Raw genomic sequence first — 22,855 nt, 5'->3', positions numbered from 1 at the left:
GTTACACGCTGCTGTCAACACCTCTTTTTCAACTTCCTTTTGGCTTCGATGAACTGAAGCAACTTGCTGCCGAAAACTACGCAACTCATTGTTTACCAAGGAGTTTTCCGTTTCGACTGCGCCGGAAGTGGGGCGAATTATAGACAGATATAATTCGCCGTCAACATCTAATTTCAGACTTATTCGGATTTGAGCGTAATTCGCGCAAACGCCTTCTTACCCGCCTGACAAACGTGAGTGGCGCCCAGCTCATACATAAATGTGCGATCAACCACTTCACCATCTATACGTACACCACCCGACCCCAAGAGATCACGAGCGACCGCCGAGTTCTTCACCAAGCCCGCCTTATTAAGGACAGCCGCAATCGGCATAGCCTCGGCAGCGGTCAGTTCAATCTCCGGCAGATCGTCCGGCAGCTCACCATCCTTCATACGGTTACCAGCTGCACGATGCGCACTGGCAGCAGCCTCTTCGCCATGGAAGCGCGCGACAATCTCCTCAGCCAGCTTGATCTTCACATCACGCGGATTGGCGCCTGCCTCTACGTCCGCACGCAACGCATTGATTTCGTCCATCGAGCGGAAGCTCAACAGCTCGAAGTAACGCCACATCAACGCATCAGGAATGGAAACCAGCTTGCCGTACATTACGCCCGGCGCCTCCTGGATACCGACATAGTTACCCAGGGACTTGGACATCTTCTTGACGCCATCCAACCCTTCCAGCAACGGCATAGTCAGAATGCACTGAGCCTCCTGACCGTATGCGCGCTGCAACTCACGCCCCATCAGCAGGTTGAACTTCTGATCGGTACCGCCCAACTCAACATCCGCACGCAGCGCCACCGAGTCATACCCCTGGACCAATGGGTAGAGGAACTCATGAATCGCGATCGGCTGATTGGTGGAGTAGCGCTTGTCGAAGTCATCGCGCTCGAGCATACGTGCCACGGTGTACTGGGAGGTCAGGCGAATAAAGTCTGCCGGCCCCATCTTGTCCATCCAGGTGGAGTTGAATGCCACCTCGGTCTTGGCCGGATCAAGGATCTTGAACACTTGGGTCTTGTAGGTCTCGGCATTATCGAGAACCTGCTCACGAGTCAGCGGCGGGCGCGTAGCACTCTTGCCGCTGGGATCACCGATCATTCCCGTGAAGTCACCGATAAGAAAGATGACTTGATGGCCCAGCTCCTGGAACTGACGCAGCTTATTAATAAGCACGGTATGACCCAGGTGCAGATCCGGCGCAGTCGGATCAAAGCCAGCCTTGATACGCAGGGGCTGGCCACGCTTAAGCTTTTCGATCAGCTCAGCTTCAACCAACAGTTCTTCCGCACCACGTTTTATCAGCGCTAGCTGCTCTTCAACCGACTTCATAACAGACCCGCAAGGCTCAGATTCAAAAGGGAACCAACCATACAAGATCAGGGACTAATTACAAGTTTTGCCCTGCGCACGGACACCGTTCAGCGAGCCCAGCATTCGCGAGCTTGCGCCACAGATGATTTGGTTATATTTTATACAGTTATTTCATCTTCATCATGTCATTCATCTTTTCCATTTCATCTTCAAAGTCAAATTACCTATGACCACTGAACCGTCTAAAGCGCCGCCGCTTTACCCGAAGACCCACCTGCTCGCCGCAAGTGGTATCGCCGCCCTTCTCAGCCTGGCACTGCTGGTATTCCCTTCCAGTGACGTAGAAGCCAAACGAACATCCCTGAGCCTTGATCTGGAAAGCCCAGTTGAACAACTGACACAAGATCAAGACGCTTCCGACGCCCAACAAGCCACAAACACTGCAACTGAATCACCTTTCGCACAGATCGAAAGCGCTCCCGAAGACACCCAGCAAGCCGCCCAGGAAGCACCTGCGGCAGCTGCCGCAAAGAATCCCCAGCATCGCGAAGTCATCGTGGGCAAAGGCGACACGCTATCCACCCTGTTCGAAAAGGTTGGGCTGCCTGCCACCGCTGTGAATGAAGTGCTGGCCAGCGATAAGCAAGCCAAGCAATTCACCCAGCTCAAACGCGGCCAGAAGCTTGAATTTGAACTGACGCCAGACGGCCAGTTGAACAACCTGCACACCAGCCTCAGCGACCTGGAAAGCATCAGCCTGAGCAAAGGTGCCAAAGGCTTCGCCTTCAACCGCATCACCACCAAGCCGGTTATGCGTTCCGCCTACGTACACGGGGTGATCAACAGCTCCTTGTCACAATCGGCTGCCCGAGCCGGCTTGTCCCACAGCATGACCATGGACATGGCCAGCGTATTTGGCTATGACATCGACTTCGCTCAGGACATCCGCCAGGGCGACGAATTCGATGTGATCTACGAACAGAAAGTGGCCAACGGCAAAGTGGTGGGCACTGGCAATATTCTTTCTGCGCGCTTCACCAACCGCGGCAAAACCTACACAGCCGTTCGCTACACAAACAAACAAGGCAATAGCAGCTATTACACGGCCGACGGCAATAGCATGCGCAAGGCCTTCATCCGTACGCCCGTGGACTTCGCCCGTATTAGCTCGCGTTTCTCCATGGGCCGCAAGCATCCAATTCTGAACAAAATTCGCGCACACAAGGGTGTGGACTATGCCGCTCCGCGTGGCACACCCATCAAGGCGGCGGGCGACGGCAAGGTACTGCTGGCGGGGCGCCGGGGTGGTTACGGCAATACGGTGATCATCCAGCACGGCAACACTTACCGTACGCTGTACGGCCACATGCAAGGGTTCGCCAAGGGCGTCAAAACCGGCGGCAACGTGAAGCAAGGTCAAGTGATCGGCTACATCGGCACCACCGGCCTGTCCACCGGACCGCACTTGCATTATGAGTTCCAGGTCAACGGCGTACACGTCGACCCCCTGGGTCAAAAACTGCCAATGGCCGATCCGATCGCCAAGGCTGAACGCGCACGCTTCATGCAACAGAGCCAGCCGTTGATGGCACGGATGGATCAAGAGCGCTCCACCTTACTGGCTTCGGCGAAGCGTTAAGGTATGCCGCTCTATATCGGTGTGATGTCCGGAACCAGCCTTGATGGACTGGATATCGCCCTTATCGAGCAAGGTGCGGCGATCAAGCTGATCGCCACGCACTACATCCCGATGCCAGACACCTTGCGGGCTGAACTGCTGAGCCTGTGCGCCAGCGGCCCGGATGAAATCGCCCGCTCGGCAATCGCCCAGCAACAGTGGGTAACACTCGCCGCGCAAGGCATCCGGGCCTTGCTGGAGCAAAACCGCTTCAAGCCTCAGGACATCCGCGCAATTGGCAGCCATGGGCAAACGATCCGCCATGAACCCGCTCGAAGCTTTACCGTGCAGATCGGCAACCCTGCCCTGCTCACCGAGCTGACAGGGATCAGCGTAGTCAGCGACTTCCGCAGCCGTGATGTTGCCGCCGGAGGCCAGGGCGCCCCTCTGGTTCCTGCGTTTCATGAAGCTCTGTTTGGCGAGCACACTGGCAATCGCGCAGTGTTGAATATCGGCGGGTTCAGCAACCTCAGCCTCATCGAGGCGAACAAGCCTGTAGCGGGTTTCGACTGCGGTCCCGGGAATGTTCTTCTGGATGCGTGGATTCACCACCAGCGCGGTGAACACTTCGACCGCGACGGGCAATGGGCCGCTAGCGGCAAGGTTCAGCCTCAACTACTCAACGCATTGCTCAGCGACCCGTTCTTCTTGACCAAAGGCCCCAAAAGCACAGGTCGCGAAGTGTTCAATCTGGCCTGGCTGCAACAGCACCTGAGCCCGTTGCCCGTCTTTGAGCCCGAAGACGTGCAGGCCACTCTGCTGGAGCTGACGGCTCTCACCATCGTCGAATCTCTGCAAAGCGCACAGACGAGCACTGAGACGTTGCTCATCTGCGGCGGCGGCGCGCACAACACGATGCTGATGAATCGGCTGACCGCGCTATTGCCTTCTACTCACGTCAGTAGCACAGCCACTTACGGGGTAGACCCGGACTGGGTCGAAGCCATGGCCTTCGCCTGGCTGGCGCACTGCTGCCTGGAAGGCATCGCCGCCAACCGCCCTAGCGTAACCGGCGCCCGTGGGTTACGGGTGCTCGGCGCCATCTACCCGGCCTAAACTAGCTTCAGACAGCAAAACGCCGCTTGGCCCATAAAAGCCAAGCGGCGTTTCTGTATCCGCTACCGATCAGATCGAGAACGAAGATCCGCAGCCACAGGTAGTGGTGGCATTAGGGTTCTTGATCACGAAACGCGAACCTTCCAGACCTTCCTGATAATCCACCTCGGCACCAGCCAGGTATTGGAAGCTCATCGGATCCACGACCAGGCTGACGCCCTCGCGCTCGACGATGGTGTCGTCATCGGCCACATCTTCATCGAAGGTAAAACCGTACTGAAACCCTGAACAACCGCCGCCCGTAACAAATACGCGCAGCTTCAAGCGATCATTACCCTCTTCATCGACCAGGCTCTTCACCTTGTGCGCAGCACCGTGGGTGAATTGCAAAGCCGTGGGGGTGAAGGATTCAACGCTCATGCTGATAATCTCCCGGCGTAGCGCCGCCATATGCGTAATGACCGGCATTATCCGCTTCTCCTAGAAAAGCGGTCAACTATTGTTACGGTATATCAATCTGTGCAGCCGCCATAAAAACACGAAAGGCCCGATCACCGGGCCTTTTGCGTAACCACCAGACTGCGTTAAGGCAACATCCCCGCGTGGGCCAGGCCCAACTTCTCATCCAGACCGAACAGGATGTTCATGTTCTGCACCGCCTGGCCCGACGCGCCTTTGACCAGGTTGTCGATCACCGACAGCACCACAACCAGGTCGCCATCCTGCGGACGATGCACGGCGATACGGCACACATTGGCACCACGCACACTACGAGTCTCCGGGTGGCTGCCCGCCGGCATCACGTCGACGAACGGCTCATTGGCATAACGCTTTTCAAACAGCGCCTGCAAGTCGACCGAGCGATCAGTGACGGTTGCATAAAGCGTGGAGTGAATCCCACGGATCATTGGCGTCAGGTGCGGCACAAAGGTCAGCCCCACATCCTTGCCCGCGGCGCGACGCAACCCCTGGCGGATTTCAGGCAAGTGGCGATGGCCTTTTACCGCATAGGCTTTCATGCTTTCCGACGTTTCGGAGTACAAAGACCCCACCGCCGCACCACGACCAGCGCCGCTGACGCCCGATTTGCAGTCGGCGATCAGGCGCGACGCATCCGCCAAGCCAGCTTCCAGCAATGGCAGGAACCCCAACTGTGTCGCCGTCGGATAGCAACCTGGTACCGCAATCAGGCGTGCTTGCTTGATCTGCTCACGATTGACTTCCGGCAAGCCGTACACCGCCTCCTCCAACAACTGCGGCGCTCCATGAGGCTGACCGTACCACTTGGCCCACTCATCGGCGTCCTGCAGGCGGAAGTCGGCCGACAAGTCGATAACCTTGGTGCCGGCCGCCAGCAACTCACCGGCCAGTGCATGGGCGACACCGTGAGGCGTGGCGAAGAACACCACGTCGCACGCGCCCAGGGTCTTGATGTCCGGCACGCTGAACGCCAGGCCGTCATAGTGGCCTCGCAGGTTCGGGTACATATCGGCCACGGCCAGCCCAGCTTCGGATCGGGAAGTGATGACCGCCACCTCAGCTTGCGGATGCTGAGCCAACAGACGCAGCAATTCGACACCGGTGTAACCCGTGCCGCCGACGATACCGACCTTGACCATAAACCTGCCCTCAACGAACCCACTGGAAAGCCGTCGATAATAGGGGCCGTATCGTCCTGCGACAACCGTCAACGTGACGTACGGGCGCATGAGCCACTACTATCTTCGCTACCGTGAACCTGGGAATAACCAAAATGCTCTATCTATGGGTCAAAGCCTTCCACATCGTCAGCATCGTCTGCTGGTTTGCCGGGCTGTTCTACCTGCCGCGCCTGTTCGTCTACCACGCCCAAAGCGAAGACAGCGTCAGCAAGGAGCGCTTCAGCGTTATGGAGCGCAAACTGTACCGCGGCATCATGGGACCGGCGATGATTGCCACACTGGTCTTCGGTATCTGGATGCTGACGCTCAACCCCGGCATTTTCCAGTCAGGCGCGTGGATGCACGCCAAACTGACCCTGGTCGTTCTGCTGATCGGCTACCACCATATGTGTGGAGCGCAGGTAAAACGCTTCGCCCGTGGCGAAAACACCCGCAGCCATGTCTTTTATCGCTGGTTCAATGAAGTACCGGTTCTGATATTGCTGGCTATCGTAATTTTGGTCGTGGTCAAACCGTTCTAGTTTCAATTACTCGGGGGAACTTCCAATGTCGCTGCCCGCTTTACTGGAACAACATCTGCGCCTACCCGTCGTGGTGGCGCCGATGTTTCTGATTTCCAATCCGCAACTGGTCCTGGCCTGCTGTCGTAATGGCGTGGTTGGCAGCTTCCCGGCGCTCAACCAGCGTGAAAGCAGTGGTTTCAGGGCCTGGCTGGAAGAAATCGAAGCGGGCTTGGCCCAGTTGGACAACCCTGCTCCCTATGCTGTGAACCTGATCGTGCACAACAGCAACCCACGGTTGGAAGCAGACCTGGCAATCTGCGTAGAGCACAAGGTACCCATCGTCATCACCAGCCTCGGCGCGGTAAAGGAACTGGTCGATGCCGTCCACAGCTACGGCGGCCTGGTGTTTCATGACGTCACCACCCGGCGACATGCCGAGAAAGCCGCTGAGGCGGGCGTCGATGGCCTGATTGCCGTAGCCGCGGGTGCCGGTGGCCACGCTGGCACCTGGAGCCCCTTCGCTCTGATCGCCGAGATTCGCCAGTTCTTTGATAAAACCCTGCTGCTGGCCGGTTGCCTCAACCACGGCCACGAAATTCTCGCCGCCCAGTTGCTGGGCGCCGACTTGGCGTATTTCGGCACGCGCTTTATCGGTACTACCGAAAGCCACGCGCCAGATGCCTATAAAGAGATGCTGCTCACGTCGCGCGCCGCCGACATCGTGCACACTCCGGCAGTCTCCGGCGTACCTGCGAGCTTTATGCGCCAGAGCCTGGAAAATGCCGGTTTCGACCTCGCCGCGCTGCAAGGCAAAGGTGAAGTCAATTTCGGTTCCAAGCTCAAACCATTGAGTGATGAGGCCAAAGCGTGGAAAACTGTATGGTCAGCGGGCCAGGGCGTCGGTGAAATCGATGATTTACCCAGCGTCGATGAACTCGTCGCCCGCCTGGATGCCGAATACCGCAAAGCACGCGAGCATGCCGCGCAACTGCGCTGGCCACGCTGACCCACTGCACGGCCCGTCGATTGGACGGGCCTGCACACCCTCCCTGATTAAGTGACAAGGATGCCCGCATGAGCGACAACCGTTTCAAGATTGTGTTTGACGGAGCCTTGCGCAAGGGTGTCGAAAGCACCACTGCCAAGCTGAACCTGGCAGAGCTATTCAAAAGCGATGTCGAGTCGATCGAAAAGCTCTTTACTGGGCGCACGGTTGCACTGAAACGCGACCTGTCCCGTGCCGATGCCGAAACCTATCTCACGGCGCTGCAAAACGCAGGGGTCGAGGCAGGCATCGAAGCAGAACAACCTGTGGCGTTCAGCCTTGCCGAAACCCACGAGGCGGATTCCTCTGGCTCCGACTTCTCCCGCGCCGCCGTATCGCCTTATGCCCCGCCACGCGCAGCGGTTGGCGATGACTTGCCGGAGTTCGCCACACTCAAGGTCTTCACCATCCACGGGCGCATCGGTCGCCTGCGTTATCTGGCCTGGACACTGGCGCTGACCGTCGCGTTGCTGGTAGCCGCAGGCATCATCAGTACCGTCGGCTTCGCAGTGGCGACAGCCTCGCCAACCATAGCCATCATCCTCGGCTCGCTACTGGGTTTCGCACTGTTTGTTGCTCTGGTAGTCGTGAGCGTGCAAATCGGTGTGCAACGCTTGCACGATATGGGCTGGTCTGGCTGGCTGTACTTGCTGAACCTGGTTCCAGTGGTCAATAGCGTGTTCCCTATCCTGTTGCTGGTATTGCCGGGGAACGCGGGTGCCAACCAATACGGCGCACCGCCACCACCGAACTCTACTGCGGTGAAAATCCTGGCCTCGCTGTGGCTGGCGTTTATTCCATTGATGCTCATCATCGGCCTGACCCTGGGCATGAACGGCTACCTGGATCAACTTGAAGCCAACATGGACAGCAGCTACGAAAGCAGCTCAATGACCTCCGATGAAGGCGCCGATCAAAGCGTCATCACTGATGAGGCCGCAGAGCAAAGTGCTGACGACGCAGCCGAACCTGTAGACTCTACGCAACAGTGAAGAAACGCCCGCCTGCCTGTGACGCCACTGTCACAGGCAGGCGACGTTGCGATGGAGAAAGGCATGACCCGTTACGCTCTGATCACCGGCGCCTCCAGCGGCATCGGCCTGGCTTTGGCCGAAGCGCTGGCTCGACGCGGCCGCAGCCTGATTCTCGTGGCCCGTCAACGTGATCAGCTGGAAAGCATTGCCATCGAACTGACCCAACGCTTCGGTGTCGAGGTGTTGTTTCGTGCCTGCGACTTGGGCGAGCCGCTGCGTTTGTCCGGTTTTTTGCTGGAACTCGAAGAAGGCGAGCGGCAGATCGACCTGCTGGTCAACTGCGCAGGCATCGGCACCAGCGGGCCATTTTTGGCCCAGGACTGGATGACCGAGCAAGACCTGATCGAAGTCAACATCCTGGCGCTAACCCGTATGTGCCATGCCCTCGGCAACTCCATGGCGCTGCAAGGCGGCGGGCAGATACTCAATGTCGCTTCGATCGCCGCCTTTCAGCCAGGCCCGTGGATGAGCAGCTACTACGCCAGCAAAGCTTATGTATTGCACTTCTCTGAGGGCTTGCGCGAAGAACTGAAGACCTGCGGCATCAAGGTTTCAGTGCTGTGCCCCGGCCCTACGCGCACCGCGTTCTTCGGCACTGCGCAGATGGACACCGCAAAACTCGACCGCAGCCAGCAGCTAATGAGCCCGGAGGAAGTCGCGCTCTACACCGTACGCGCGCTGGAAAAGAACAAAGCCATCATCATTCCCGGGCGCCGCAACCGCTGGCTGGCATTCAGCCCACGTTTCAGTCCACGCTGGCTGACCCGCAAGATTGCCGGCGCCATCAATAAAGCCTATTGCCCACGCTAACCGCCTGATTACACTTACCTAGACTTTCACCCTGGAGAAACAGCTGTGGATACTCTGTTCACCAAGATCATCAACCGAGAAATACCCGCCAGGATTATCTATGAAGATGATCAAGTCCTCGCCTTCCACGATATCGCCCCACAGGCGCCGGTGCATTTTCTGGTTATTCCGAAAAAGCCGATTCGTACCCTCAATGACTTGACCGAGGAAGACAAAGCCCTGGCCGGCCATATTTTGTTCACCGCCCAGCGCCTGGCCGTGGAACAGGGCTGCGAAAAAGGCTTTCGTGTGGTGATGAACTGCAATGAAGACGGTGGGCAGACTGTCTACCACATCCATATGCACGTGCTGGGTCAACGTCAGATGAACTGGCCGCCGGGTTGAGTGCCCAGGGTCAAATTGACTCAGCGCAAACGCTTCGTCCTCTCTTGCGGTAAACTGGCCGCCGAGATTCTTCCCGGAGGTCAGCATGACTACCCAACGTCACTACTCGCCGATTGACCGTCTGCTGCTGCAAGCCGATATGGCCATGCGCACGCTGTTGCCATTCAGTGGCCAACCGTACCGCCCGTCACCGGCCATCGTACAGCCCGATGCCCAGATGAGCGAAACGGACACCCGCCATGTCGCCGGCCTGATGCGCATCAACCACACCGGCGAAGTGTGTGCCCAGGCGCTGTATCAAGGCCAGGCGTTAACTGCCAAATTGCCGCAGGTACGTGCAGCGATGGAGCATGCGGCCGAGGAAGAGATCGACCACCTGGCCTGGTGCGAACAACGTATCCGCCAATTGGGCAGCCACCCCAGCGTGCTGAACCCGCTGTTTTACGGTTTGTCATTTGGTATCGGCGCCGCCGCTGGTTTGATCAGCGACAAAGTCAGCCTCGGATTTGTCGCCGCGACAGAACATCAGGTGTGCAAGCATCTGGATGAGCATCTTGAGCAACTGCCGGCCGAAGATGAAAAGTCCCGCGCCATCCTTGAGCAGATGCGCATCGATGAAGAACACCATGCAGATAGCGCGCTGGACGCGGGCGGCTTCCGCTTTCCAGCACCGGTGCGCTTCGGCATGAGCGTTTTAGCCAAGGTCATGACCAAAAGTACCTACAGGATCTAAACCCAAAAAAGGGCGCTCGAAGCGCCCTTTCTTTTGCCAATTACCGCAATCAGCCCAACTCGATGATTTCATAATCGTGAGTGATGGCCACACCCGCGGCACCCAGCATGATCGACGCCGAGCAATACTTCTCGGCCGACAGCTCGATTGCACGCTTGACCTGGGCTTCCTTCAACGCCCGGCCCTTGACCACGAAATGCATATGGATCTTGGTAAATACCTTGGGGTCTTCAGTGGCGCGCTCGGCTTCCAGGAAGGCTTCGCAGCTTTCCACTGCCTGGCGGGACTTCTTCAAGATGCTGACCACATCAAAATTGCTGCAACCGCCAACACCCAGCAGCAACATTTCCATCGGGCGTACACCCAGGTTACGGCCACCGGCTTCCGGCGGACCGTCCATGACCACCACATGGCCACTGCCCGACTCACCGAGGAACATGGCTTCGCCCGCCCATTGGATGCGTGCCTTCATCGCCCAGACTCCACTGCTAAAAAAGGGTCGCCAGCTTAGCACAGGCCCTTGAAACAGCAGCGCCCCGGATAAAATCGATAAATGACTGCGTTTGCCGGTAAATTGGCTAATCGAGGCAGAATGTGTCTGGTAAGCTGGCGCCAAATCAATGGCGCATTGCCATGATTCTTACAGCCGGCATCAATGCCGATGCAGCTGGATAAAAACAACGCCACTTACACCGTGCAGTCTTTTCGGGATACAACCATGGTTGCTCTTACTCCCACACCCAAGATCAAGAACCTCGACAAGCTGTTGATGCATTGTCAGCGTCGGCGTCATCCGGCCAAGCACAACATCATCTGCGCCGGCGAGCGCTCGGAAACCCTGTTCTTCATTATCAAGGGCTCAGTCACCATCCTGATCGAAGATGAAGACGGTCGCGAAATGATCATTGCCTACCTCAACACCGGCGATTTCTTCGGAGAGCTGGGGTTGTTTGAACAAGCAGGCAAAGAACAGGAGCGTAGCGCCTGGGTCCGAACCAAAGTCGAGTGCGAAGTGGCCGAGATCAGCTATGCGAAATTTCGCGAATTGGCCCAGCAAGATCCGGATATCTTGTATGCCCTGAGCGGCCAGATCGCCCAGCGCCTGCGCGACACTACGCGCAAAGTCGGCGACCTGGCGTTCTTCGATGTGACCGGTCGTGTGGCGCGTTGCCTGTTGGAGTTGTGCAAGCAACCCGATGCCATGACCCATCCCGACGGCATGCAAATCAAGATCACCCGCCAGGAGATCGGGCGCATTGTCGGTTGTTCGAGGGAGATGGTCGGCCGCGTGCTCAAGGACTTGGAAGAGCGCAACCTGGTACACGTCAAAGGCAAGACGATGGTGGTATTCGGCACCCGTTAAACCGGCAGGAAGCTGGCCAGCATCTGACGGTACAAGGTATCGAGCCGATTGATCGCATCCGGTGCCGGAAAGGCTTCGTGCAGCGCGATATGGCTCTCGGCGCGAACCCGCTGCTCCAAGCCACAGGCTTGATTGAAGCGGTTGACCGCCGCAATCAACTCCTCACGATCATTCTCCAGCAACATCGCCCCATGCACCAACCCGACCGGGCGGCCACCGCTTTGCCGCCAACGCTGGGCCGTGCCCACCATTTTGCGACCATTGAGATTGACGTTGTAACGACCGTCGCAAAAGGCACCGTCAATTTCGCCGACGGATGCATCGCCGCCCAATTCAATCAATAGATCACAGATCGGTTGGCACAAGCGCTGATAACCCGTCTCGATGCGCCCTTGGTCGCCTTCGCTACGGGGCGGGGCATAGACCAGGGCGATATTGACCGTGGCGCCGGACTGCGGCACAGGCTCACCGCCGGTTTCACGCAGCAATACCGGCCAACCCGCACCGGCCGAGACTTGGCTCGCCGCCGCGAAGGCAGGCAGCCGGCTCAAACGGCGCGGCATGACCAGCGCTTGGTCGCTGGGCTGCCAGAACAGCAGCCCGAATTCCTGCTCATGCGCGCAAACGGCTGCCAATAGGGCTTGCTCGGCGGCAAGGCCTGCTTCGACAGTCATGATCACGGGCTGGAGCATCGAACACCTACCTATCTGAATAAACACAAAACCCAATATGGGAGCTGGCTTGCCTGCGATAGCGGTGTGTCAGCTACACAGAGGTTGGCTGACCCGCCGCTATCGCAGGCAAGCCAGCTCCCACAGTTTCGAGCGTATTTCACATCAATCCAATGTCGAACTGCTGATCGTCGTACCGCGCTCCGGAAAGAACAGGCGCTGCAGTTCTGCTCCCGGGTTCTCGGCGCGCATAAATGTCTCGCCCACCAGGAATGAGTAAACGCCGCTGATTTCCATCAGTTCCACATCGGCACGGTTGACGATGCCACTCTCGGTAATCACCAGGCGGTCGCGAGGAATACGCGGCAACAGATCCAGGGTATTTTCCAGGCTGACTTCAAAGGTATGCAGGTTACGGTTGTTGACCCCCACCAGCGGGGTGTCGAGGGTTTTCAATGCGCGCTCCAGCTCATCGCCGTCATGCACCTCAACCAACACATCCAGGCCGACACTTTTGGCCACGGCCGCCAACTCCGCCATCTTCACGTCATCCAGCGCCGAGACGATCAGCAATACGCAGTCGGCGCCCAGAGCACGGGCTTCGACGATCTGGTACGGGTCAACCATGAAATCCTTGCGGATCACCGGCAACTTGCACGCCGCGCGAGCTTGTTGCAGGAATAGGTCGCAACCCTGGAAGTAGTCGATATCGGTCAACACAGACAGACAAGTCGCCCCGCCCTTCTCATAGCTGACGGCGATTTCAGCTGGTACGAAGTTTTCGCGGATCACGCCTTTGCTCGGCGAGGCTTTCTTGACCTCGGCGATCACTGCCGGTTGCTTGAGCTTGGCCTGGGCGATCAGAGCATTGGCAAAGCCACGCGGCGCATCAGCGGTTTTAGCCTGCGCCTCAAGCTCAGCCAGGCTCACACGGGCGCGGCGTTCGACCACTTCCTCGGCCTTGCGGGCCAGGATCTTTTCCAGAACGGTTGGCACACTCATCCCTCATTCTCCATCTTGAATACGGCAGTGAATGCACCCAGCTCTTCGAGCTTCTCTCGAGCCAGACCGGTGTGCAGCGCATCGTGGGCCAACGCGACACCTTCCTTAAGACTATAGGCATGGTCGGCTGCGTAAAGTGCCGCGCCAGCATTCAGAACGATCATTTCCGCAGCTTTCTGGCCGTTTTCGGTTTTGCGACGCCCCAGGGCATCGCGAATCAGTTCCAGCGAAGCTGCCGGGCTCTCCACTGCCAGGCCGTGCAAACTCTGGCTTTTCATGCCCAAGTCTTCAGGCTCGACCCAGTATTCGGTGACCTCGTCGTTTTTCAGCTCTGCAACAAAGGTCGGCGCCGCCAGGCTGAACTCGTCCAGGCCGTCTTTGGAATGCACTACCAGCACATGCTTGCTGCCCAAGCGTTGCAAGACTTCGGCCAGCGGCCGGCACAACGCCTGGCTGAACACTCCCACCACCTGATGCTTCACACCGGCCGGATTCGTAAGCGGGCCAAGCATGTTGAACAGGGTACGCAGGCCAAGGTCCTTGCGCGGGCCGGCCGCGTGTTTCATGGCGCCGTGATGAGATTGGGCAAACATGAAGCCGATGCCAACGCTGTCGATACAGCGCGCGACTTGCACAGGCGTGAGATTCAGATAGATGCCGGCCGCTTCCAGCAAGTCGGCACTGCCGCTCTTGCCGGACACCGCGCGGTTACCGTGCTTGGCAACGGTGCAACCAGCGGCGGCCACCACGAAGGATGACGCTGTCGATACGTTGAAAATATTCGCACCGTCACCGCCGGTGCCGACCACATCGACGACGCCGTCGAGGGTCTTGAGCTCAACCTTGTCCGCCAGCTCGCGCATCACCGAGACCGCGCCGACGATTTCGTCGATGCTCTCGCTCTTCATGCGCATTGCCATCATAAAGGCGCCGATCTGCGCGTCGGTGCATTGACCGGTCATGATTTCGCGCATCACATCGCTCATTTCAGCGGTGCTCAGGTCCAGATGGCCGACGATACGGCTCAGGGCAGTCTTGATATCCATGAAAAGTCCTTAGCGCGTGCCGCCGCTCTGCTTGAGAAAGTTGGCGAACAGCTCGTAGCCCTGCTCGGTCAGGATTGATTCAGGGTGAAACTGCACCCCTTCGATGTTCAGTGTCTTGTGACGCAGGCCCATGATCTCGTCGACCGAACCGTCTTCCAACTGGGTCCAGGCGGTCAGCTCCAGGCATTCAGGCAAGGTGTCACGCTTGACCACCAGCGAGTGGTAACGGGTCACCGTCACCGGCATGTTCAGGCCTTGGAATACACCAAGGTCCTTATGAAACACCGGGCTGGTCTTGCCATGCATCACCTGACGCGCACGCACCACATCGCCGCCAAACGCCTGACCAATGGACTGGTGACCCAGGCACACGCCCAGGATCGGCAGCTTGCCGGCGAAATACTGGATGGCTTCCAGCGAGATACCCGCCTCGGTCGGCGTGCAAGGGCCAGGCGAAACCACAATGCGCTCAGGGTTCAGGGCGGCGATTTGCGCAACGGTCAGCTCATCATTGCGCACCACCTTGACATCCGCACCCAGCTCGCCCAGGTACTGCACAACGTTGTAGGTAAAGGAATCGTAGTTATCAATCATCAGCAACATGTGGGTTCAAACCTCTTGAATTCACTGATTTCAAATGACCGCCTTCCAGAAGGGTAACCCGCTGCCAAACGCACGTTCCGGTTGCCGGGGTTGGCCGGCAAGGGGCGTCAGACACAGGGTGAAGAAGGCAGATCGGTACAGGTCCGGCCGGGCCGGCAGAGAAAAATGTCAGGCGCGCCAACGCCAACGGGCGTGTGCCTTGACTACTCGCATCAAGAGTTTGCTGATGATCAACACGGGGAGGGTCTCATTCATACGTTCAGGCACAGTAACGTAGCCTCGCCAGCGGTGCAATATGGAGCAGCAAATACGGGGCCCCGCGTAGGCGCATTCCGCATATACCTACAGAAAATGCCGGAAGTTTTGCTAGTGTTTCGTTTCCTGCATAAAAACAACCAAATGGAATTCTCATGCTCAAACCAGCGTTTTTCACACCCCTTGCCGGCTGCCTCTTGGCACTGGCCTGCACCCAAGCCTTTGCCACCCCGTCGCCTTATTCAACCATGGTGGTTTTTGGCGATAGCCTGGCCGATGCAGGCCAGTTCCCCGATGGTTCGAATGGCTCGACACTACGTTTTACCAACCGGACAGGTCCAAACTTCCAGGGTGAGTACGGCCTGGTTTCATCAACCCTGTTGGGCACCAAACTGGGTGTGGCCCCCAACGACTTGAATGCCTCCACCTCACCGGTTCGGGCGGCCCAAGGCTTGCCAGATGGAAGCAACTGGGCGGTCGGTGGCTACCGCACCGATAACATCCTGGACTCTATTACCTCGGTCTCCAACGCCGCGATCCCACCCGGAAATCCTGGCGGTGGCACAGTGTTGCGCAGTCGCCAGGGCTATCTACCGGCTAACGGCGGACGAGCCGACCCGAACGCGCTCTACTTCCTCTCCGGTGGTGGCAATGACTTCCTTCAAGGCCGCGTGCTCAGCCCCGCGCAAGCAGTCGCCGCAGGTGGGAGACTGGCCGACAGCGCCCAAGTGCTGCAGCAAGCCGGTGCGCGTTACATCATGGTGTGGATGCTGCCCGACCTGGGGCTGACGCCCGCCATCAACGGCACCCCACAGCAGGCCGCGACCTCTGCCCTGAGCAATATTTTCAACCAATCGCTGGTACAGCGCCTGTCGCAAATCGATGCCCAGGTTATTCCACTGAACATCCCGCTGCTATTGAACGAAGCCTTCGCCGATCCTGCGCGCTTCGGCCTCGCAACCGGGCAAAACCTGACCGGCACCTGCTTCAGCGGCAACAGCTGCACCGCCAATCCGGTCTATGGCATCGGCGGTACCAACCCGGACCCGACCAAGCTGGTCTATAACGACTCGGTCCACCCCACCGTAGCCGGGCAACAGCTGATCGCCGACTATGCCTATTCGCTGCTCGCAGCCCCCTGGGAGCTGACCTTGCTGCCGGAAATGGCCCAAGGCACGTTGCGCGCCCATCAGGACGAACTACGCAACCAATGGCAAGCAGACAACGGCCACTGGCAAGCCGTCGGCCAATGGCGCGCAATCGTGGCCGGTGGCGGTCAGCGCCTGGACTTCGATGATCAGAGCAGTTCAGCCAGTGGTGACGGCAGCGGCTATAACCTGAATATCGGTGGCAGCTACCGGCTTGATGACAATTGGCGTGTGGGCGTTGCAGCCGGCCTGTACCGGCAGACACTCGAAGCCGGGGCCAGCGACTCGGACTACAAGCTCAACAGCTACATGGGCACGGCATTCGCGCAATATCAGCACAATCAATGGTGGGCCGACGCCGCGTTAACGGGTGGCAAGCTGGACTTCGACAGCCTCAAACGCAAGTTCGCCCTGGGCGTCAACGAAGCGTCCGAGAAAGGCGACACCGACGGTTGGCTCTGGGCCTTGAGCGCTCGCTTGGGTTACGACCTTGCCGCACCGGGTAGCGATTGGCACCTGTCACCCTTCGTCAGCGCCGATTACGCACGCGTCGAAGTGAATGGCTACTCGGAGAAAAACAGTCGCTCCACCGCACTGACCTTTGATGACCAACAACGCGACTTCAGGCGCCTGGGCGTCGGCCTGCAAGGTAGCTACCGCATCACCCCGCAAACCCAGGTATTTGGCGAAGTGGCCCACGAGCATGAGTTCGAAAATGACACCCAGAAGGTGAACATTTCGCTCAACAGTGTTCAGGGGATCGACTTCAAGCTGGACGGCTACACGCCTCGCAGCAACTCTGACCGTTTGAGCCTTGGGGTCAGCCACAAACTGACTCAGGAGCTGGCGTTGCGGGCGGCATATAACGTGAGGAAGGATGACAACCTGACCCAGCAAGGGGTCAATGTGGGGGTGAGTCTGGATTTCTAAATACCACGCAAAACAAATGTGGGAGCTGGCTTGCCTGCGATGGCGGTGGATCAGTCACTGAATATCTCGACTGATACACCGCCATCGCGGGAAAGCCCGCTCCCACACTTTTTATTCCAGCTTTAGTCTTGTGGCGTTTGCTCTGCCAGCGCCACGGCGCGGAACATCGCCCGGCGCTTGTTCAAGGTTTCTTCCCACTCAAGGGCCGGCACCGAATCAGCCACAATCCCGCCACCGGCCTGTACATGCAGTTCGCCATTCTTGATCACCGCGGTGCGGATCGCGATCGCAGTGTCCATGTTGCCGTTCCAGGCGAAGTAACCGACGGCACCGCCATACACGCCACGCTTGACCGGCTCCAGTTCGTCGATGATTTCCATCGCACGGATTTTCGGTGCGCCCGACAAGGTGCCCGCCGGCAAAATCGCGCGCAGTGCATCCATCGCCGTCAGCCCGGCCTTCAGTTCGCCAGTCACGTTGGACACGATGTGCATCACGTTGGAGTAGCGCTCGATGACCATCTTCTCGGTCAACTTCACCGAACCAATTTCTGAAACACGCCCGGTATCATTGCGCCCCAGGTCGATCAGCATCAGGTGCTCGGCGATTTCCTTGTCATCGCTGAGCAGGTCTTCTTCCAGCGCCAGGTCTGCCTCTTCGGTTGCGCCACGTGGGCGTGTGCCGGCAATCGGGCGCACGGTGATCAGGTTATCTTCGACACGCACCAGCACTTCCGGCGAGCTGCCCACCACGTGGAAGTCGCCAAAGTTGAAGAAGTACATATACGGCGTCGGGTTGAAGCACCGCAGCGCACGATACAGGTCGATCGGCGCGGCCTTGAAGTCGATGGACATGCGTTGTGACGGCACCACTTGCATGCAGTCACCGGCGAGGATGTATTGCTTGATGGTATCGACTGCGCGCTCGTAGTCATCCTGCGTAAAGCTGGAGCGAAACACCGGGTCGGCCGCGGGTGGGCGGCTCAGGTCGAGGCCGCGACGCGGGGTGATCGGCTGGCGGAGTTTTTCCAGCAGCGCCTGCAGACTGGCCTGGCCTTGCTCGAAGGCATCCGCTTGAGCAGGGTCGGCAAGGACAATCGCATGCATCTTGCCGGCAAGGTTGTCGAACACCACTACTGCGTCGGAGACCATCAGCAAAATGTCCGGCACACCCAATGGGTCTGGGTTCGGACATTTCCCAAGACGCTTTTCGACATAGCGCACGCAGTCATAGCCGAAATACCCCACCAGGCCACCATTGAAACGCGGCAGGCCGGCAATGGTCGGTACGTTGTAGCGCGCCTTGAAAGCTTCGACGAAGGCCAGCGGGTCTTCAACGTCATGGCTTTCGATCTCTACGCCATCGTGGGTGATGCTGACATGATGGTCGTGCACGCGCAGCACCGTGCGGCATGGCAGGCCGATGATCGAGTAACGGCCCCATTTCTCGCCGCCCTGTACCGATTCGAGCAGGTAAGAGTTGGGCGCATCGGCAAGCTTCAGATAAATCGACAACGGCGTGTCGAAGTCGGCCAGGGTTTCGCAGGCCAGGGGAATACGGTTATAGCCGGCAGCGGCCAAACGCAGGAATTCTTCACGGATCATGGGGAAGCCTCGTGGCTTGAGGGTCAAACGGTCAGGTAGGCAAACGTGCCGCAGCGCGGCGAGAATCAGTCAGGCGCGCCAACGCCACCGGGCCAGGGCCTTGATGACTTTCATCCAGAGTTTGCGAGTGACCACCACGATGGCGTTTCCAGAAGGGGACCGATCAATGTCAGACAACGTTATCTCAGCGCCCGCTCCCAGGCAACCGGGGATTAGCAGGCGCAGATCATCAATCACCAGCGCCGGCGACTCTTCGGCAATCGGGCGCCCGTGGTTGTAGCCGTAGCTCAAGGCTACGCACTGTACGCCTGCAGCTTTTGCCGCCAGTACATCACTGCGCGAATCGCCGACAAACAATGACTGGGACGCCGGGATATTCGCCATTTTCATCACAAAGAACAGTGCGGCCGGGTCAGGCTTCTTCTGCGGCAAGGTATCGCCACCGATGATCCAGCGAAAATAACGGCCGATTTTCATCTGGTCCAACAGCGGCGCGACAAAGCGCTCCGGCTTGTTGGTGATCAAGGCCATTTCCACGCCCTGCTTGCTCAGCCATTTGAGAGTGTCACGCACGCCGGGGTAGACCACGGTGAGTTCGTGGCCGTTTTCGTACGCGACATTGAACAGTTCCAGAGCGTGCTCGGCTTCCACCTCATCGACACCAGAAGCGTCGATATTGTTGGCCAGGGCCCGGCGCACCAGCATCGGCGCGCCGTTGCCGACCCACTCGCGCACCGACTCGATCCCCGCCGGCTTGCGCCCCAGTTTGAGCAGCATCTGGTCCACCGCCGCTGCCAGGTCAGGCACCGAGTCGATCAGCGTACCGTCCAGATCGAACATCACCAGCCGTGGCAGCTTGCCGGGGAACAGCTGCTCGAAGCCGCTCATGGACGCGTCAGCGCCAGTTCGGCACGCATCGTGTCGATGACGGCCTGGTAGTCCGGTGCGTTGAAGATCGCCGAGCCTGCCACGAAGGTATCGGCGCCGGCGGCAGCGATTTCACGAATATTGTTGACGTTGACCCCGCCGTCGATCTCCAGGCGGATATCGCGCCCTGAGGCGTCGATCAGCGCTCGCGCTTCACGCAGCTTGTTCAGGGTGCCCGGGATGAATTTCTGCCCGCCGAAACCTGGGTTGACGCTCATCAGCAGCACCATGTCGACCTTGTCCATCACGTACTCAAGCACGCTCAGCGGAGTGGCCGGGTTGAACACCAGGCCCGCCTTGCAGCCGCCTTCGCGGATCAGTTGCAGGGTGCGGTCGACGTGCAGCGTGGCTTCCGGGTGGAAGGTAATGTAGGTCGCACCGGCCTCGATAAAGTCACCGATGATGCGGTCCACGGGGCTGACCATCAGGTGGGCGTCGATCGGCGCGGTGATGCCGTATTTGCGCAGCGCTGCGCAGACCATCGGGCCTATGGTCAGGTTGGGTACGTAGTGGTTGTCCATGACATCGAAGTGCACGAAGTCGGCACCCGCGGCCAACACCTTGTCCACTTCCTCACCCAGGCGGGCGAAGTCGGCGGAGAGAATCGATGGAGCAATGACGAAGGGCTGCATGACGCACCTTTTTTGAGCTAAATCACGATGGCGCGCATTGTATACCTCATGCTTTGCTGCGCGCACCGTGACCTAACTCAACGGTTAGTAAGCCGCCCGGTAGATTTTCTCGATATCGGCCGCACTGAGCTGACGCGGGTTATTGCGCATCAGGCGCTCGATACCCGCAGCTTCCGTGGCCATGGCCGCAATGGCGTCTTCGGGCACCCCGAAACTGCGCAGCCCGGCGGGGATCTCGACGGCGGCGCATAGTCGCGTCATTGCCTCCACGGCCTGGTCGGCAGCCTCGTTGACACTCAGCCCCGTCACATTCACGCCCATGGCTTGGGCAATATCCTGCATACGTTCGACGCAGGCCAACTTGTTCCAATGCATGACGTACGGCAGCAACAGCGCATTGCTCACACCATGGGCAATATTGAAACGCCCGCCCAACGGGTAAGCCAGCGCATGCACGGCACCGACTCCGGCATTCCCGAATGCCATGCCGGCCATGAGGCTGGCAGTAGCCATGTCATCACGGGCCTGCAGGTTGGCCGGGTTGGCGTAAGCCTTGGGCAGCGCGTTGGCAATCAGCTTGATGGCGCCGATGGCCAGGGCGTCGGTGATCGGCGAGGCGTTCAGTGACAGATAGGACTCAATGGCATGCACCAAGGCGTCCACACCACTGGCGGCGGTGACACTGCGCGGGCAGGTCAGAGTCATTTGCGGGCTGATCAGCGCGACATCCGGCAGCAGGTAGTCGCTGACGATGCCTTTTTTCAGCTGTGCGGCCTTGTCGGAGAGGATCGCCACATTGGTCACCTCCGAACCGGTGCCCGCCGTGGTCGGGATGGCGATCAGCGGCGGGCCCTTGCGCGGCACCTGGTCGACCCCGAACAAATCCGCCAGCGCACCGTGGTAGCCGGCATACGCCGCCACGCTCTTGGCGATATCGATGGCGCTGCCGCCGCCCACACCAATGAGGCCGTCATGCCCGCCTTCGCGGTACGCACGCATGCAGTCTTCAACGATGGCGATTTCCGGGTCGGGCAGTACGCGATCGAAGATTTCGTAAGCACGATCGCCCAGCTGTTCGAGGGCCAGGGCCACGGTGCCAGACTTGACCAGGGCAGCATCAGTAACGATCAGCGGGTTATCCACGTCCAGCCGGGTCAGTTCCGCGGCCAATTGCTCGATGGCGCCCGCGCCGGTCAGCAGTTTATGGGCGATCTTGAATGAGGAAGTACTCATGTGCGCGGCCTCTTATGAATGATGGGCTGGCACAAGAATAGCTGCCCATCGCGTGTTGTCTGCCATTCACTGGTTGAATGGTCATCGCCGATAACCTGCTGGCAGAAAACCACGCCCCACATCACTGACAAATACTGACCAACCCATTAGGCTGCTCACATCACTTATGGCCGGAAATTAACGATGCTTTTTCTCCACCGTTCGGCACTGCCAACGTTGTGCCTGTCGCTACTATGTGCCAGCGCCCTGCCTGCTCACGCCGCCGACGCGCCCGCGCCCGCTGCCGAAAAACCTGCTGAGCGCCAACCTCTGCCCGAGCGCAGCCAGTCGCAAGCCAGCGCTCTGGAGCGCCAGATTCCGCAACCGGAACAACAACAGCTGCAAGCCGGTAGCGATTCGTTCCTGGCCCTGTGGAAACCCGCCAACGGCGCAGAGGCCGAAGGTGTGGTGATTATCGTACCGGGCGCCGGGGAGAACGCCGACTGGCCGCAAGCAATCGCCCCCTTGCGGCGCAAGTTACCGGATGCGGCCTGGGGCACCTTGAGCCTGTCACTGCCGGACGTAAATGTAGACACCTTGCCGCCACGGGTCATCGAACCGCCAAAAGCTGCGGTCGACACCAGCAGCAAGGACGGCAGCACGGCTGCCAAACCTGTCGAACAGGCCGCCAGCGCCGAGGCCGAAGGTACTGATCCGGCGGTGGTGCCGGATGCGGATGAACAGGACAAGACCGACGCCAAGCGCATCTTCGACCGCATCGACGCCGCCGTCGCCTTCGCCCAGACCCAAAGCGCCCGCAGTGTGGTGCTGCTCGGCCACGGCACCGGTGCCTGGTGGGCCGCACGTTACCTGAGCGAGAAACAGCCATCCCAGGTGCAGAAGCTGATCATGGTGGCCGGGAAGACGCCGGCGGCTCGCCAACCGGACCTGCAACAACTGGCGCCGAGCTTGAAGGTGCCCACGGCGGATGTGTTTTATCAAGACACACCCCAGGAACGCAAAAACGCGCAGGAGCGTATCCAGGCGGCCAAGCGCTCGAAGAATGACGGTTACAAGCAGGTATCGCTCACGGCGTTGCCCGGCAATAGCGCAGCAGAGCAGGAACAGTTGTATCGGCGGGTTCGCGGATGGCTCAGCCCGCAGGGCGGCGCAGACTGATCATGTCTTCGAACCTGT

At 59.1% G+C, this 22,855-nt stretch carries 23 protein-coding genes; 11 read left to right on the top strand and 12 right to left on the bottom strand.

Going from position 1 to position 22,855, the window contains the following annotated elements; all coding sequences use genetic code 11:
• Nucleotides 1-179: 179 nt before the first annotated feature.
• Entirely contained in the window at nt 180-1,379 is a 1,200-nt protein-coding gene (tyrS, locus tag E3O56_RS06450) for a tyrosine--tRNA ligase (RefSeq protein WP_103735226.1), read from the bottom strand.
• 208 nt (nt 1,380-1,587) lie between these two features.
• Between tyrS and E3O56_RS06445 the strand changes: the two genes are divergently transcribed.
• Both E3O56_RS06445 and E3O56_RS06440 read left to right on the top strand, forming a co-directional pair.
• Nucleotides 1,588-3,000 carry a peptidoglycan DD-metalloendopeptidase family protein gene (locus E3O56_RS06445; RefSeq protein WP_005792000.1) on the top strand — a complete coding sequence of 471 codons (1,413 nt, stop codon included), beginning with the start codon at nt 1,588-1,590 and terminating at the stop codon, nt 2,998-3,000.
• A gap of 3 nt (nt 3,001-3,003) precedes the next feature.
• Nucleotides 3,004-4,095 (top strand): anhydro-N-acetylmuramic acid kinase, encoded by a 1,092-nt coding sequence (locus tag E3O56_RS06440; RefSeq protein WP_032879209.1) that lies wholly within the window; start codon nt 3,004-3,006, stop codon nt 4,093-4,095.
• A gap of 69 nt (nt 4,096-4,164) precedes the next feature.
• On the opposite strand, the gene erpA is transcribed toward E3O56_RS06440, so the two are convergent.
• The gene (gene erpA, locus E3O56_RS06435; RefSeq protein ID WP_003176443.1) at nt 4,165-4,515 is read right to left on the bottom strand and encodes an iron-sulfur cluster insertion protein ErpA; all 351 of its coding nucleotides are present in this window, start codon (nt 4,513-4,515) and stop codon (nt 4,165-4,167) included.
• A 164-nt stretch (nt 4,516-4,679) separates the two neighbouring features.
• Nucleotides 4,680-5,714 carry an N-acetyl-gamma-glutamyl-phosphate reductase gene (gene argC, locus E3O56_RS06430; RefSeq protein ID WP_103735227.1) on the bottom strand — a complete coding sequence of 345 codons (1,035 nt, stop codon included), beginning with the start codon at nt 5,712-5,714 and terminating at the stop codon, nt 4,680-4,682.
• A gap of 134 nt (nt 5,715-5,848) precedes the next feature.
• Here argC and hemJ point away from each other — a divergent pair, with 134 nt between their 5' ends.
• The 6 genes from hemJ (at nt 5,849) to coq7 (ending at nt 10,265) form a co-directional block, all read left to right on the top strand.
• Nucleotides 5,849-6,277 carry a protoporphyrinogen oxidase HemJ gene (gene hemJ, locus E3O56_RS06425; protein WP_032879206.1) on the top strand — a complete coding sequence of 143 codons (429 nt, stop codon included), beginning with the start codon at nt 5,849-5,851 and terminating at the stop codon, nt 6,275-6,277.
• A gap of 25 nt (nt 6,278-6,302) precedes the next feature.
• Nucleotides 6,303-7,265: a nitronate monooxygenase family protein gene (locus E3O56_RS06420; protein WP_005792009.1), complete on the top strand. Its 963-nt coding sequence runs from the start codon at nt 6,303-6,305 to the stop codon at nt 7,263-7,265.
• A 68-nt stretch (nt 7,266-7,333) separates the two neighbouring features.
• On the top strand, nt 7,334-8,296 hold the full coding sequence (locus E3O56_RS06415; RefSeq protein WP_103735228.1) for a DUF805 domain-containing protein: 963 nt from the start codon (nt 7,334-7,336) through the stop codon (nt 8,294-8,296).
• A gap of 63 nt (nt 8,297-8,359) precedes the next feature.
• Nucleotides 8,360-9,148, top strand: a complete 789-nt coding sequence (locus E3O56_RS06410) for an SDR family oxidoreductase (protein WP_032879204.1) — start codon at nt 8,360-8,362, stop codon at nt 9,146-9,148.
• A gap of 45 nt (nt 9,149-9,193) precedes the next feature.
• A complete protein-coding gene (locus E3O56_RS06405) occupies nt 9,194-9,532 on the top strand; it encodes a histidine triad nucleotide-binding protein (RefSeq protein WP_032879203.1) in 339 nt (112 codons plus the stop codon).
• An 85-nt stretch (nt 9,533-9,617) separates the two neighbouring features.
• Complete coding sequence (coq7, locus tag E3O56_RS06400) at nt 9,618-10,265, top strand: 2-polyprenyl-3-methyl-6-methoxy-1,4-benzoquinone monooxygenase (RefSeq protein ID WP_005792017.1); 648 nt, start codon at nt 9,618-9,620, stop codon at nt 10,263-10,265.
• A gap of 49 nt (nt 10,266-10,314) precedes the next feature.
• Here coq7 and E3O56_RS06395 read toward each other — a convergent pair whose 3' ends face one another.
• Nucleotides 10,315-10,737, bottom strand: a complete 423-nt coding sequence (locus E3O56_RS06395) for an OsmC family protein (protein WP_005792019.1) — start codon at nt 10,735-10,737, stop codon at nt 10,315-10,317.
• 246 nt (nt 10,738-10,983) lie between these two features.
• On the opposite strand from E3O56_RS06395, the gene crp reads away from it, so the two are divergent.
• On the top strand, nt 10,984-11,628 hold the full coding sequence (crp, locus tag E3O56_RS06390; protein WP_103735280.1) for a cAMP-activated global transcriptional regulator CRP: 645 nt from the start codon (nt 10,984-10,986) through the stop codon (nt 11,626-11,628).
• Here crp and E3O56_RS06385 read toward each other — a convergent pair.
• From E3O56_RS06385 to E3O56_RS06370, 4 genes are all read right to left on the bottom strand, one after another.
• Nucleotides 11,625-12,320 carry a lipoate--protein ligase family protein gene (locus E3O56_RS06385; RefSeq protein ID WP_078822469.1) on the bottom strand — a complete coding sequence of 232 codons (696 nt, stop codon included), beginning with the start codon at nt 12,318-12,320 and terminating at the stop codon, nt 11,625-11,627. The genes crp and E3O56_RS06385 overlap by 4 nt on opposite strands.
• A 144-nt stretch (nt 12,321-12,464) precedes the next feature.
• Complete coding sequence (gene trpC / locus E3O56_RS06380) at nt 12,465-13,301, bottom strand: indole-3-glycerol phosphate synthase TrpC (protein ID WP_248127992.1); 837 nt, start codon at nt 13,299-13,301, stop codon at nt 12,465-12,467.
• Nucleotides 13,298-14,347 carry an anthranilate phosphoribosyltransferase gene (trpD, locus tag E3O56_RS06375; RefSeq protein ID WP_003194694.1) on the bottom strand — a complete coding sequence of 350 codons (1,050 nt, stop codon included), beginning with the start codon at nt 14,345-14,347 and terminating at the stop codon, nt 13,298-13,300. The genes trpC and trpD overlap by 4 nt, the downstream gene beginning before the upstream one ends.
• A 9-nt stretch (nt 14,348-14,356) precedes the next feature.
• Nucleotides 14,357-14,950, bottom strand: coding sequence for an aminodeoxychorismate/anthranilate synthase component II (locus E3O56_RS06370; protein WP_032879198.1), 594 nt, complete (start codon nt 14,948-14,950; stop codon nt 14,357-14,359).
• Between the two features lie 410 nt (nt 14,951-15,360).
• On the opposite strand from E3O56_RS06370, the gene estP reads away from it, so the two are divergent.
• Nucleotides 15,361-17,283 carry an esterase EstP gene (gene estP / locus E3O56_RS06365; protein ID WP_248127991.1) on the top strand — a complete coding sequence of 641 codons (1,923 nt, stop codon included), beginning with the start codon at nt 15,361-15,363 and terminating at the stop codon, nt 17,281-17,283.
• A 122-nt stretch (nt 17,284-17,405) separates the two neighbouring features.
• Here the strand turns inward: estP and trpE are convergent, their stop codons facing one another.
• The 4 genes from trpE to E3O56_RS06345 all read right to left on the bottom strand — a co-directional run bounded on the left by trpE (nt 17,406) and on the right by E3O56_RS06345 (nt 21,679).
• Nucleotides 17,406-18,887 (bottom strand): anthranilate synthase component I, encoded by a 1,482-nt coding sequence (gene trpE / locus E3O56_RS06360; protein ID WP_248089348.1) that lies wholly within the window; start codon nt 18,885-18,887, stop codon nt 17,406-17,408.
• Between the two features lie 69 nt (nt 18,888-18,956).
• Entirely contained in the window at nt 18,957-19,775 is an 819-nt protein-coding gene (locus E3O56_RS06355) for a phosphoglycolate phosphatase (protein WP_248127990.1), read from the bottom strand.
• A complete protein-coding gene (gene rpe, locus E3O56_RS06350; protein WP_057702265.1) occupies nt 19,772-20,446 on the bottom strand; it encodes a ribulose-phosphate 3-epimerase in 675 nt (224 codons plus the stop codon). Before rpe ends, E3O56_RS06355 begins: the two co-directional genes overlap by 4 nt.
• 84 nt (nt 20,447-20,530) lie before the next feature.
• Entirely contained in the window at nt 20,531-21,679 is a 1,149-nt protein-coding gene (locus E3O56_RS06345; RefSeq protein WP_103735234.1) for an iron-containing alcohol dehydrogenase, read from the bottom strand.
• 183 nt (nt 21,680-21,862) lie between these two features.
• Between E3O56_RS06345 and E3O56_RS06340 the strand changes: the two genes are divergently transcribed.
• Nucleotides 21,863-22,837: an alpha/beta hydrolase family protein gene (locus E3O56_RS06340; protein ID WP_032879192.1), complete on the top strand. Its 975-nt coding sequence runs from the start codon at nt 21,863-21,865 to the stop codon at nt 22,835-22,837.
• Nucleotides 22,838-22,855: the final 18 nt, after the last annotated feature.

This window comes from Pseudomonas sp. W2Aug9, assembly GCF_023127755.1.
In the GTDB taxonomy this organism is placed as follows: domain Bacteria; phylum Pseudomonadota; class Gammaproteobacteria; order Pseudomonadales; family Pseudomonadaceae; genus Aquipseudomonas; species Aquipseudomonas synxantha_A.
The sequence above is the reverse complement of the archived record's forward strand: the minus strand, read 5'-3'. Positions and strand labels throughout refer to the sequence as shown.